This is a genomic window from Marivirga aurantiaca (genome assembly GCF_016679925.1).
GTDB classification, from domain to species: Bacteria; Bacteroidota; Bacteroidia; order Cytophagales; family Cyclobacteriaceae; genus Marivirga; species Marivirga aurantiaca.
On the sequence record NZ_JAEQBW010000013.1, the window covers coordinates 59,337 to 72,265 of the forward strand.

Annotated in this window: 11 protein-coding genes; 4 read left to right on the top strand and 7 right to left on the bottom strand. The window is 37.6% G+C overall.

What is annotated here, in order from left to right; translation table 11 throughout:
* Positions 1-207: 207 nt before the first annotated feature.
* Together rho and corA are read left to right on the top strand one after the other, a co-directional pair.
* A complete protein-coding gene (rho, locus tag JKA74_RS18390) occupies positions 208-1,812 on the top strand; it encodes a transcription termination factor Rho (protein WP_201432706.1) in 1,605 nt (534 codons plus the stop codon).
* Positions 1,805-2,947, top strand: coding sequence for a magnesium/cobalt transporter CorA (corA, locus tag JKA74_RS18395; protein WP_201432707.1), 1,143 nt, complete (start codon positions 1,805-1,807; stop codon positions 2,945-2,947). Before rho ends, corA begins: the two co-directional genes overlap by 8 nt.
* Before the next feature lie 583 nt (positions 2,948-3,530).
* On the opposite strand, the gene JKA74_RS18400 is transcribed toward corA, so the two are convergent.
* On the bottom strand, positions 3,531-4,367 hold the full coding sequence (locus JKA74_RS18400; protein WP_201432708.1) for a phosphopeptide-binding protein: 837 nt from the start codon (positions 4,365-4,367) through the stop codon (positions 3,531-3,533).
* 82 nt (positions 4,368-4,449) lie between these two features.
* On the opposite strand from JKA74_RS18400, the gene JKA74_RS18405 reads away from it, so the two are divergent.
* Together JKA74_RS18405 and chrA are read left to right on the top strand one after the other, a co-directional pair.
* Positions 4,450-5,427 (top strand): isopenicillin N synthase family dioxygenase, encoded by a 978-nt coding sequence (locus tag JKA74_RS18405; RefSeq protein WP_201432709.1) that lies wholly within the window; start codon positions 4,450-4,452, stop codon positions 5,425-5,427.
* A complete protein-coding gene (gene chrA, locus JKA74_RS18410) occupies positions 5,428-6,603 on the top strand; it encodes a chromate efflux transporter (protein WP_201432710.1) in 1,176 nt (391 codons plus the stop codon).
* Positions 6,604-6,644: 41 nt separating this feature from the next.
* Here chrA and JKA74_RS18415 read toward each other — a convergent pair whose 3' ends face one another.
* From JKA74_RS18415 to porG, 6 genes are all read right to left on the bottom strand, one after another.
* Entirely contained in the window at positions 6,645-7,544 is a 900-nt protein-coding gene (locus JKA74_RS18415; RefSeq protein WP_201432711.1) for a S66 peptidase family protein, read from the bottom strand.
* A 123-nt stretch (positions 7,545-7,667) separates the two neighbouring features.
* Positions 7,668-8,192, bottom strand: a complete 525-nt coding sequence (locus JKA74_RS18420) for an OmpH family outer membrane protein (RefSeq protein WP_201432712.1) — start codon at positions 8,190-8,192, stop codon at positions 7,668-7,670.
* Between the two features lie 15 nt (positions 8,193-8,207).
* On the bottom strand, positions 8,208-8,750 hold the full coding sequence (locus tag JKA74_RS18425; RefSeq protein ID WP_201432713.1) for an OmpH family outer membrane protein: 543 nt from the start codon (positions 8,748-8,750) through the stop codon (positions 8,208-8,210).
* 6 nt (positions 8,751-8,756) lie between these two features.
* A complete protein-coding gene (locus tag JKA74_RS18430) occupies positions 8,757-11,405 on the bottom strand; it encodes a BamA/OMP85 family outer membrane protein (RefSeq protein WP_201432714.1) in 2,649 nt (882 codons plus the stop codon).
* Complete coding sequence (locus tag JKA74_RS18435; RefSeq protein ID WP_201432715.1) at positions 11,402-12,130, bottom strand: isoprenyl transferase; 729 nt, start codon at positions 12,128-12,130, stop codon at positions 11,402-11,404. Before JKA74_RS18435 ends, JKA74_RS18430 begins: the two co-directional genes overlap by 4 nt.
* A gap of 81 nt (positions 12,131-12,211) precedes the next feature.
* A complete protein-coding gene (porG, locus tag JKA74_RS18440; RefSeq protein WP_201432716.1) occupies positions 12,212-12,928 on the bottom strand; it encodes a type IX secretion system protein PorG in 717 nt (238 codons plus the stop codon).
* Between the last annotated feature and the right edge of the window lies 1 nt (position 12,929).

Consider the following 12,929-nt stretch of genomic DNA (forward strand, 5'->3'; position numbering starts at 1 on the left):
ACAGAAAGTACTGCTAAATGATAAAAACTATTTTATATTTCATCATTTACTTGACTATTAACTTCACTTAGCATATCATTGTACTATCCAAGAGAGCATAAGACATTTGTCAAAGTCTTATACTTTATAAAATCCAAATTCATAATATCAAATTAATCATACCAACAATTTTGGAATGCTATATTCCGAACAAGTAAAAGCCCTTTTATGTATAACATTGAAGAATTAAATTTAAAGCTTCTTTCTGAACTGAAAGAAATAGCTGAAAAGTTAGGTGTATCCCAATACAAAAAATTACCTAAAAAAGAATTGATCTATAAAATCTTAGATCAACAAGCTTTATTGCCGGAAACTGAATTGCCTAAGAAGGAAAGTAAGCCGGAGGAAGAGAGAAGAAGTGTTCCTGCTGAAGACAGAAGAGCACGAAAGCCTGTACCAGCAGCTTCAAAGCCTCCCAGAAAAGAAGAGAAACCTGAGGAAAAGGTAAAACCGGAAGCTACAGCTGAAGAAAAAAAGGAAGAGAAAGTGGAGGCCAAGGTGGCTGATGCTGACAATCAGGAGCAAAGAGGCAAAGCAAGAGCAGCTAATCCTCGCGAAAAAAGACCTGAAAAAACGGAGCGTGGCAACGAAAGAAAGGAACGACCTGCCAGGGCCGAAAGATCTGACAACCGTGTAAAAAAAGCAAATATTACAGATTTTGATGGCATTATCGAGAATGAAGGTGTTCTTGAAATGATGCAGGATGGTTACGGCTTCCTAAGATCATCAGATTACAATTATCTGGCAAGCCCTGACGATATTTATGTTTCACCCTCACAAATTAAATTATTCGGTTTAAAAACCGGGGATACAGTAAGGGGGCAAATCAGGCCACCAAAAGAAGGTGAAAAATATTTTGCCTTATTAAGAGTCTCTTTTGTAAATGGAAAGACCACCGAAGAAATAAGAGACAGAGTACCTTTCGAATACCTCACCCCACTTTTCCCTGAAGAAAAATTTAACCTTAGCACAAAGCCAAACAGATATTCCACCAGGATATTGGATTTGTTTGCACCTATCGGTAAAGGACAGAGGGGAATGATTGTGGCGCAGCCCAAAACAGGGAAAACAGAATTATTAAAAGAAATTGCCAATTCCATTGCAGAAAATCATCCTGAATGTTATTTATTGATTTTACTAATCGATGAAAGACCAGAAGAGGTGACTGACATGGCCCGATCAGTAAAAGCGGAAGTGATCAGTTCTACTTTTGATGAGCAGGCTGAGCGTCATGTAAAAGTGGCCAGCATGGTGTTGGAGAAAGCCAAAAGAATGGTTGAGTGTGGTCATGATGTAGTGATTTTACTTGATTCCATCACCCGTTTAGCCAGGGCTTACAACACAGTAGTTCCTTCATCCGGCAAAATACTATCAGGTGGTGTGGATGCCAATGCATTGCACAAGCCAAAGCGTTTCTTTGGAGCAGCAAGAAACCTTGAAAATGGTGGTTCATTAACCATTATAGCCACTGCCTTGATTGAAACCGGATCCAAAATGGATGAGGTAATCTTTGAAGAGTTCAAAGGAACAGGTAATATGGAATTAGTACTGGACAGGAAACTAGCCAACAAAAGGGTTTACCCTGCTATTGACATTTTGGCTTCGGGTACAAGAAGGGAAGATCTGTTGATGAGCAAAGAGGAATTACAACGTGTGTGGATATTGCGTAAATTCATGTCCGATATGAATTCAGGTGAAGCTATGGAAATGTTGCTTTCGAAAATGAAAGGCACTGTAGACAACGATGAGTTTCTTATCTCCATGAATGGGTAAATTCACCAAAAAAATCATCAATTTACCTAAGCGGCTTCTTGTAGAGGAGCCGCTTAGTTTATATTCAGGCCTTCGTGGCATGTTTCGCCACAGTTCCAAAAGAGTTGGTTTGCCTCCCGGCCAAGCCGTATACACAGGGACTCAAACCGACATCCCTTTCAACATCTCTGTATTTGCCTATACAGATCATGAATTAACTGAACATCATAACATCAGCACTGACGAGTTATTTACTCTCAGTGAGAGCCATAAATTTTTATGGGTAAATATTGAAGGCATTCATCATGTGGACAAGGTAAAAGAGGTTTGTGATGCTTACGCCATCCACCCACTTACTATGGAAGATATACTTTCTGTAGAGCAAAGACCACAAATAGATGACAATGAAGATTACCTATATGTAGCGGTTAAAATGCTACAGTTTGATCCTAAATTCAGAAAGACGGTCAGTGAACAGGTAAGTTTAGTGTTGAGAAAGAATATGGTTATCACTTTTCAGGAAAGAAAAGGTGATACTTTTGACGGGGTAAGAACCAGACTCAGGTCAGGCAAGGGAAAGATCAGAAAAGAAGGCAGCGATTATTTATTGTATGCTTTAGTGGATACGGTAGTCGATCATTACTTTCTTGTACTGGAGAAATTCGGTGATGAGCTGGAGGAAATAGAAGAGCGTATTATGCTCAAGGGCCAAAAGCGTGACTTCACTATGCTCTATGAGCTAAAACGAGAAATGATCCATGTCAGACGGGCCGTCTGGCCACTGAGAGAAGTGGTAAGCAAGCTGGAACGTGATGATATTAAATTTATAAGGAAGAGTACCAGGGTCTATATTCGTGATGTTTACGACCATACCATCCAGGCAATTGATTCTGTTGAAACTTACCGTGATTTCATTTCCAGTTTGGGTGACTTATACCAATCAGTTATAAGCAACAAATTGAATGAGGTAATGAAAACATTGACCATCATTTCCGCTATTTTTATTCCGCTTACTTTCATTGCCGGTGTGTATGGCATTAATTTTGAAAATGTCCCTGAATTCGGCTGGGAATATGGCTACGCCTATTTCTGGGGATTGATTATAATTGTCGGTGGTATAACGGGCTTAATTTTTAAAATCAAAAAGTGGGTTTAAGGAATATACTACAGTTCTCTCATCAGCACTTGCTATCCGTAATTGTAGCGTAACAAGCTATGCATTCCAAAACGCACCGCCTCGTTTTGCGTCCCCCAAACGAGCGCACACAGTAAGCTAATTACTACTTAAGATTTTGCAAATCTGAATCAAAATACAATTCTAATTCAAGGGCGTAACGTAAAAAACCACGTCATCCTGAACTTGATTCAAGATCTTAGAATTAATAAACAAAAGTCCATCATCTTGTACCCGGTTCAGTACCCTGGAATTAGCAACAGAATCTGCATAACATTACAAAAGAAATCCCCCCAGCCCCCCTTTGAAAAAAAGGGGGAGAGACTCGCTTTCATATTATAACCTGTCATGCATTTGCTATCCGTAGTTTTAGCGCAGCGAACTACGGATTGAACAATAAATATGAGTCTGTGACTCAATCATTAATACACTAATTCAGATATCCTGAGTAAATTAATTAGTAGAGCCCTTTGGAATTCTACGAATAGGGATGAAAAATTCCATTAAAATCCGGACATAAAAAAAGGGCCGAAGCCCTTTTCAAAGTATGATAAAAAACTAAATATTATATAGTCTCTCCTTTTTTCAAGGTAATAGTTCTTTCAACCGGATTATACGGGCTTGGAATTAATTCGCCATTGGCGTCCAAAAGCTCCAACTTAATAGTCATTTCGCCTTCTTCTTCATGTCCTTCAATATAAAATGGCTGCCAATTATCTATCATAAATTCTTCATCATTGATAGTTGCCCTAACTTTATTACCTTCCTGGGATAATTCAGTATTAACTAAATAGAAATCCAATAAAATCTTTTTAGTATCATCACCTTCATAAGTACCTTTTGGTCTGCTATAGAACATGTGCGGATCTGATAAATCAACCTGTTCCATATCCTCAGCCGGTCTCCCCACTGTAAACTGCCTTATATTACTTGCCCCATAAGATTTGATACTTTCATGATAAGACCGTGACAGAAATGACAATGCTACATAATGACCTTCTTCTAAATCTTTGTTGAATTCTGATTCATAATGCGCTGTATAAGGTTCATTATTTAATATCAAATGTATGTGTTGTCCTTGCGGGGAATTGGCACAGTTCTTAATATCAGCATCAATGGTTTGTGTAGCCAATTCATAATTTTTAACATTATAAGAAAACTTAACTTCCCCGGATTCAATGCCGGAAGCGTTCTCCTGAGGACTCAACATTTCCAGTATTGCATCTTCAAAGTCTGGTGACTCTACGGGTGTCAAGGATATATTTGATTCCGTCTCTTCTACAGTACTCGTAGTATCATTCTCGCTACCTTCAGTAGTGTTTTCTTCCTTTGTACCGGTATTACAAGCAAATATTCCCGCAATTAGAAATAATATGCTTAATCTTAATGTGGCTTGTTTCATGGTTTTACTATTTTTGTTTTTACATTAGTATACTAAAGGTAATTGGAATAAGTTACACAATCAACCCTGAACAAAAACAACGATGAGCAATAAATTATACAATGAAGTCCCTTCTCTGGATCTAAGTGATTTCACCACAGGCACAACTACTGAAAAAGAGCAGTTTGTGAGAGATCTGGGAAATGCCTATAATAACATTGGCTTTGTAGCCATTAAAGGTCATTACCTAAGTGATGAACTCAGCCGGAAGCTATATCAAATAGTGGAAAAGTTTTTCGGGCTATCTACCGAACAAAAGAAAAAATATGAAGACCCTGAATTGGCAGGGCAAAGAGGTTACACCAGCACAGGTAAAGAGCAGGCAAAAGGACATAATGTTCCTGATTTAAAGGAATTCTATCAAATTGGCCAGTTTGTACCCGAGGGTCACCCTATGAAAGCCGAATACCCTGACAATCTTTGGCCAACAGAAATCCCTGAAATGGCAGAGATTGCCAAAGAAGTTTATCAGAAACTTGAAAACACCGGAGTAGAAATGCTTCGTGCCATTGCTTTATATTTAGAATTACCTGAAAATTATTTTGATGAAAAAGTGAAATACGGGAATAGTATTTTACGCGCTATACATTATCCACCTATTGAAAATCCGGAAGCTTTGCCAGAAGGGGCAGTTCGTGCCGCTCAACATGGTGATATTAATTTGATCACTCTTCTGATGGGGGCAAGTGCAGATGGCTTACAGGTGTTAAGAAGGGATGGGAAATGGATTCCTATTACGGCTCTTCCCAACCAGTTGGTTGTAAATGTGGGAGATATGTTGGCCAGATTAACCAATAATAAGTTAAAATCAACTATCCACCGAGTGGTAAATCCTCCGAAAGAACAAATGAAGAACTCCAGGTTCAGCATTCCTTTCTTCATGCATCCGGTTTCTCAAATGGATTTAACCTGTCTTGATACCTGTGTGGACGAAGCAAATCCAAAACAATATAAAGACACCACTGCCGGAGAATTCCTGCACGAACGTTTGGCAGAAATTGGCTTGCTGAAAAAAAAGTAAGTGATTCGGAGTATCCGATATTATATTTTTTTAAAGGATATATTTATCTTATCCATTACTGCTTTTGGAGGAGTAACGGCCACTTTTGCTTTATTTTTGGATTACCTCGTTAAAAAAAGAGGTTATCTGACCGAAGAAGAACTCATTGAGATGAATGCCTTGTGCCAACTGTTGCCAGGGCCTTCATCTACTCAAATCTTATGTGGGTTGGCTTTTAAATTAGGTGGGGCACCTTTTGCCTTTCTAACATTATTTGTATGGGTAATTCCTGCTGTAAGCATTATGACGGTTTTCGCCATCATCATGTCCAACATACACTCCAATGAGCTCTCAACAGAGTTTACACGTTTTATTCAGCCCATTGCAGTTGGCTTTGTGGGTGTGGCAGCTTATAGAATATGCCTGAAAGTGATCCACACCAAAAGCAGCATCATTTTACTGATCTTATCAGCAGTGATTACAGTATTTACCAGTTCCCCTTATTTATTTCCTATTCTCATATTATGCGGAGGTCTTGCCACTACTTTTAAATATAAAAGGCAGCCTATACAGAAAAAAAATAAGATGAAGATAAAATGGACTGCCCTCATCATTTGGATAAGTGTATTGGTCCTAATAGCTGTCATTGGTGGTATTACCCAGTCTTTGCCAATCCGGTTACTGGAAAATTTCTACAGGAATGGCAGCTTGATTTTTGGTGGTGGTCAAGTATTGGTGCCTTTTCTTTATACTGAATTCGTGGATTTTAAAGATTATCTAAGCTCATCAGAATTCCTGAGTGGCTTTGCTATCTCCCAGGCTATCCCAGGCCCTACGTTCTCTTTTGCCTCTTATATAGGCGCTTTATCAATGAGAGAATATGGAGTAGGGGGAGAAATATTAGGAGGATTATTGGCGGCCGTTGGTATTTTTGTTCCAGGCACTTTAATGATTATTTTTTTATTACGATTTTGGGATGAACTCAAGAAATTCAGGATCATTAAAGCTTCTTTGGAGGGTATTACCGCGGTGAGTTCAGGGATGGTGGTAGCTGCTGTACTTTTGCTTTTTGAGCCGGTAGAAAGTAATTTATTAAACTTTTCATTGATTATAGGCACCATCTGTATCCTCATCTTCACAAAGATTCCTGCTCCTTATATTGTTATTGCCGGTCTCCTGGCTGGGTTTTTCTTTTGAGAAAAGAATAACTTTCATAAAAGTTATAGATCTTAAGATATTTAAGATAAATAATTTAATTGGGCAGAGTTACCAGAAACCTTCAGTTGTACATTTGCTCCATGTACCAAAGGCCAATTTTGTTCTCCATGCCCTACCGGAAAGTTAAAACCAATAGGAAAATCATATATTGAACAATGCTGGAAGATAATCTCTTCAACAGAAGCTCCGAATAACTCTTTAGTTTCTGTCATTTGAAAGAACTCCCCAACAAGCAATCCTTTTAAACCTTTCAATTTCCCTGCTCGTGCCAACTGTAAAAGCATACGATCTACATGATATAGAGGCTCTCCTACTTCTTCAATGAAAAGGATTTTACCTGAGTAGTCAATATCGGAACCAGTTCCAATTTGGTGTACCAGTAAAGAAAGATTTCCACCTACCAGCTCTCCTGTACTTTCTCCTGATTTGTTAAAATTACTTTTCGCAGACATCTTTATTGAATGACCTTTAAGTGCACCAAGAATTGCCTGCTGATTTTCAATGCTTAACTCTGAAAGCCCCTGTAACACGCTCGTATGAATACTGGTGAATCCAGTTAAATAAGCTGCATGGTGCAAAGCCGTGATATCACTGTAGCCAATTATCCATTTAGGGTTTTGCTTAAAAAGTGTCCAATCTATGTGATCAAGAATATGGGTAATACCAAAACCGCCTCTTGCACAATAGATTGCTTTAGCATTTGAGTGATCCAAAGCATATTGTAAATCTGACAATCGCTGTTGGTTTGTTCCGGCAAATTTAAAATGTTTACTGAACACATGCGGGGCAAATTCAACAGTGAAGCCAGCCCCTTGTAATATTTCGGCTCCACCTCTTACTAAATCTTCCTGCACAACTCCGGAGGGGCTAACTATGATAATTAAATCGTCTGTTTGAAGAAATGGTGGATGCTGTATCATAAAATATATCAATTCAATTACGGGAGCTTTTCCAAAAAGCTGATCTTTGGAAAAGTTAAAAAAAAAGCCCTGAATAATATTCAGGGCTGATCTAATTAATTTCTAAATTTTGATATCTCAAAATTACTCTTCTGTTCTGGCCGGTGGCTCAACACCTAATTTTCTTAATACCAGATCAGAAATATCACCAGTTTTCTCATCAGAGATGTATAATAAAGCCTCTGCTCTCAAAACATGCGTATAGCCGTTCTCTTCCGCAACTTTATCAATAGCTGTTTGGATTTTTTCATATATAGGCTCAAACAATTCTTGTTGTTTCTTTACAATAGACTGCTCAGCATCTTGCTGAAATTTTTGTAAAGATTGTTGTAGAGCTTGTAATTCTTGTTCTTTTGTAGCTCTTACCTCTTCAGTCATGGTAGGCGCATTTTGCTGATAGTCAGCAACCTTTGCTTGAAAGTCCTGATATTTCTGCTGTATAGAATTAGTGAATTGCTTTTCATAAGCCGAAACTTGGGATTCAACTTCTTTAGACTCCGGCATTAAGCTCAATACGTAGTCTGCATTGGTAAACCCAATTTTTGTATTTTGCGCATAGGCGTTAAAAACAAACCCTAATGCTAAAATCATTACTAAAACCTTTTTCATCGTTTTTCTCAATTTTTAATTTTTATTTAAATCATTATCATCTATTAAACCCAACTCTTCTAAAACAAGATCAGTATAGTCATGGATAGGATCAGTATAAATCATGATCAGTTCACCGGCCTTATCAAAAACTATTTGCAGTCTTTCTTTTTTACCTACTACTTCCACTGCTTCAAACACCTTGTCCTGTACAGGTTTAATTAATTCTTTCTTCTTAAGGAAGAACAATCCATCGAATCCAAAAACTTTTTTTTGGTATTCCTTCACTTCTTGTTCTTTTTTCTCGATTACCGCTAAGCGTTCCTCTTTTAATTCCTTTGTAAGAAGCACCTCTTCTGCTTTCAATTCTGAATACATAGACTCAATTTCCTTACGCATACCCTGAATTTCGTTCTGCCATGCGGCCGATAATGATTCAATCTCTTGTTGCGCCTCTTTATACTCCGGCATTTTGCTCAGAATAAATTTAGAATCTACATAGCCAAACTTTTGTGCTTCCGCTTTTTGGAAGCCGAGCACCAAAAATACAATGCTTATTGCAATAATAACAAATCTCATACCAATTTATCTAATTTGATTACCAATTGTAAAGTGAATTTGTCCTCCGCTTGGTATACTCGTCCCTGGTGCCGGGTCAAAACCATAACCCCAATCAATACCTATAGTTCCAAATGCCGGCATAAATATCCTTGCTCCTACACCCGCAGAACGTTTTAAGTTGTAAGGATTATAATCCTTAAAATCAGTCCAGGTATTTCCTGCCTCGCCAAAGCCCAATACATAAATAGTGGCAGATGGATTGAGAGAAATAGGATAACGAAGCTCCATTACAAATTTATTATAAATAGTTCCACCACTCAATTCCCTTGGTACAGTCTCCCCACCTTCAAAGCTTGTGACAGATTGAGTTGGTCTTAATGAATTATCTTCATAGCCCCTGAGTCCAATGATATCACTACCCAAAATAAAGTTCTGTCCTGCCAGACCAGATCCGCCCATTATAAACCTCTCAAATGGACCTACACTTATACCTTTCTGATAACTTCCAATCAAACCGAAATTGGCTCTGGTATTCACTACCAGGTCTCCGAAAATTTTATTGAAGAATGAAGCATCAAACATCCATTTATTGTATTCCACAAAGTTTATTGTCTCTTCAAACGACAACCTGTCATAATCTTTACCATTTAGGTAGCTATATGGAGGCGTTAAAGACAGACTTAAGCTGATATTAGAGCCTGATCTTGGAAATATTGGATTATCAACACTATTCCGTGCCAGGGTTGTTTTAAATATTATATTATTTGCCTCACAATCGGAACAACCTAATTGAAGTCCATAGTTATTCAGAGTGTATTTAGAATATTCCAGCGTATTAGCCAAAGTAAAAAAGTTATCCGGCCATTTTAACCTTCTGGAAAGGCTCACAAACCCCCTTGCGATTCGGAAAGAGCCATTGGCCGCTGCCCTTGGATTTCTAAAGTCAATGGCACCTCTGTAGGAATAACTACCACCCACTGTCAATGCATTTGGCTTTTTACCTCCCAGCCATGGTTCTGTAAAAGAAGCATTATAACTTTGGAATTGTCTTCCATTTGCCTGGAAAGACAAAGAAAGAATCTGTCCATCGCCTACAGGTAAAGGATCCCAGTTGCCAAAATCCATGAAATTACTTAACGAAAAGTTATTGAAAGTAATTCCCAAACTACCCACAAAACCGATTTGACCTCCCCAACCTCCTGAAAGTTGAATTTGATCATTTGATACTTCCTCCAATTCCCAATTGATATCCACCGTTCCGTCAGCAGGATTAGGTATTGGCACAGGATTTACTGTTTCAGGGTTAAAATATCCTAATTGTGACAATTCCCTTTGAGTCCTGATCAATTTCTGTCTACTAAATTTCTCTCCGGGAATAGTCCTTAATTCCCTGATAATCACATGGTCGTTAGTTCTGGTATTACCCGATATATTCACCTGGTTAATAGTGGCTTGTGGTCCTTCGGAAACCCTCAATTCAACATCAATGGAATCCCCCTCTACACGTACTTCAATGGGATCAACATTGAAAAACAAATAGCCATTATCCATATAGAGGGAGCTGATATCATTTCCGGCTGGATCATAATTCAATTTCCTGTTTATCTTCTCAAGATTATAAATATCTCCTTTTTCTATATTTAAAACAGTACTGAGCAATTCATTTGAGTAGGTAAAATTCCCTTCCCAGTTCAAATCCCTGAAATAGTATTTTCGCCCTTCCTCAATCCCAATTTCAATGGAAATATTATTCTTGTCTTTAAAAATGCTATCATAGGTTATTTCAGCATCACGGTAGCCTTTACTGTTATAGAAAGCAATAATAGCCTGTTTATCTGCCTTATATTCTTCTTTTACCAATTTGGAAGATTTGAAAAAGTTAACATTTACATGCTCTCCCAAATAGTCCAACAACCTGTTTGGGCCAACAGAATCCTGTTGTGTGAAAAACTGAAACCAGTGTTTGGGTTTAGAATTAACTGCACGACCAAAAATATCCTGAAATAAGGTGAATTTGAGTTTTTCGCTTGTTTTTTTCATTCTGGATTTGAGTCTTCTGTCACCAAACTCCTCATTTCCGACAAAATATATATCTTCAATTTTAACTTTGCTTTTCTTATCCACCTCAAATATTAATTCCACACCATTGCCTAAAACAGAATCTACCTTCTGCCTGGAATCAACTTCAACATTCAGAAAACCTTTGTCTTTATAAAAGCTTTCAATTTTCAATTCAGCATTTTTAACAGATGCATCAGTCAGGATTCGCCCTTTTACCAAAGTCAACTCATCAGTCAATTCTGTTTGTTTGGATTTTTTCACCCCTTCAAATGTAAACCTGGTAAGCCTCGGCCTTTCCAGTAAATCTAGGATTAATTTAATTTTACCTTCTTCAATTACCTCATATAAGATAGTTACATCGGCAAATAATCCCTGCCGCCATAATTTTTTAATAGCAAATGATATATCATCACCTGGAATATCAATCCTGTCACCTACACGAATGCCTGTGATAGATACAACAGCACTTTCGTCCAGGTACTCTAAACCTTCAGTAACAATTTCTACCACCTCATATTTTCTTGGATTATTGTAATCAAGGGAATTGTTTATTTGTGCCGACAATGAAGCGGTAACACAGACTGTTAAAATTAATGCTAATATTTTCTTCATTCACTTAATACTTTACCGAATCTTCTTTCTCTTTGTTGATAATTTTTTATTGCCCCTATCAAATGTTCCTTTCGGAAATCAGGCCATAATACTTCTGTAATGTAAATTTCGGTATAGGCCATTTGCCATAACATGAAATTACTGATTCTGAATTCCCCACTGGTTCTTATCAGTAATTCGGGATCAGGTACTTCTGATGTAGATAAAAACGATTCGAACAATGAGCTTTCTATATCTTCGGAATCGAGATTGTTTTCCCGGGCATATTCCACTGACTTCTGAACAGCTTGCATAATGTCCCATTTCCCACTATAGTTTAAAGCAAGAATTAAATTCAAACCATTATTGGAAGCCGTATGTTGAATAGCATAATCCAATTCTTTAAAGCATTTTTCAGGTAATCTTTTTAAATCTCCTATCGCGGTCAATCTTACATTGTTTTTCAGCAATGTTTTCATTTCATTTTTGATAGTACTTACCAGAAGCTGCATTAAAGCGTCTACTTCTTTTTTAGGCCTGGCCCAATTTTCTGTTGAGAAAGCATACAAACTTAAATGCTTAATGCCTAATTCAGCGGACCCTTCCACTACATCTCTCACTGCTTTTATAGCATTTTTATGCCCAAAAACTCTTGCTGCACCTTGTTTCTTTGCCCATCGTCCATTGCCATCCATGATAACGGCTATGTGCTCCGGTAAATTGCTTTTATCTAATTCTTTATCCATTTATTAAAAAAGCTCCAAAATAAGGCCGCAAGGTACAAAATTGATTCTTATTAATAAACCGCAGCTTCAATTGATATTCTATTATTTTGCTAATGGAATAGGACAGTTAATATTCCAAAATGTATAACTCACAGATAAACCTGCAAAATAGTACCAGTCATTATCTTCCCAATTGCCAAACTGGAAATCAGAATTCCTTTTATCAGTCACCTCTTGTTCGGAAATATTATCTATATAATCGTAAAACAATTTACGGGCTGAAAATTCAAAATTTACCGACCACAAGGGATTAATACTATATTTTATCCCTCCCCCAAAGGGAATCATGAGTTGCACATCGCTATATTCCGCATTCTTATCAGCTCTATTAAGCAATAGAAATCCTACTCCTACAGTTAGATAAGGAGTGAATTTCACAAGTGCTTTTTCAGACCTGTAATCAAGAAAGTCATAATTCATTTGAGCAGATACTTCAGTAATAAAATCTTTGAAACCGGCAGATCTCACCTCGGCCATTGGGTCAATGGGTCTTTTATCACTGCCTTTGATCATTCCACCAGCCAATGCAATTTTACCACTCCATCCTCTCTCGTAATTCTTCACATAGAAAAAATGTGCTCCTAATGTTTGGTTGGTGATGTCATAAGTACGAATAAGGTCACCCGTATAATTAAAGCTCGCAATTCCACCGCCAATTTCCTTTGATTGGCCATAAACAGAGGAATTGGTTAAAAGAAACAATAAAACTAAAAAAGGAAAGCAATACAGCTTCCCTTTGGTGAAAGTCTGTTGGATCATA

Bases quoted from the DNA above. Each gene is read 5' to 3' on its own strand.
- JKA74_RS18420 (WP_201432712.1), bottom strand. From the start codon at position 8,192: ATGAAAAAGGTTTTAGTAATGATTTTAGCATTAGGGTTTGTTTTTAAC.
- JKA74_RS18430 (WP_201432714.1), bottom strand. From the start codon at position 11,405: ATGAAGAAAATATTAGCATTAATTTTAACAGTCTGTGTTACCGCTTCA.
- JKA74_RS18415 (WP_201432711.1), bottom strand. From the start codon at position 7,544: ATGATACAGCATCCACCATTTCTTCAAACAGACGATTTAATTATCATA.
- porG (WP_201432716.1), bottom strand. From the start codon at position 12,928: ATGATCCAACAGACTTTCACCAAAGGGAAGCTGTATTGCTTTCCTTTT.
- JKA74_RS18425 (WP_201432713.1), bottom strand. From the start codon at position 8,750: ATGAGATTTGTTATTATTGCAATAAGCATTGTATTTTTGGTGCTCGGC.
- corA (WP_201432707.1), top strand. From the start codon at position 1,805: ATGGGTAAATTCACCAAAAAAATCATCAATTTACCTAAGCGGCTTCTT.
- JKA74_RS18435 (WP_201432715.1), bottom strand. From the start codon at position 12,130: ATGGATAAAGAATTAGATAAAAGCAATTTACCGGAGCACATAGCCGTT.
- JKA74_RS18400 (WP_201432708.1), bottom strand. From the start codon at position 4,367: ATGAAACAAGCCACATTAAGATTAAGCATATTATTTCTAATTGCGGGA.
- rho (WP_201432706.1), top strand. From the start codon at position 208: ATGTATAACATTGAAGAATTAAATTTAAAGCTTCTTTCTGAACTGAAA.
- JKA74_RS18405 (WP_201432709.1), top strand. From the start codon at position 4,450: ATGAGCAATAAATTATACAATGAAGTCCCTTCTCTGGATCTAAGTGAT.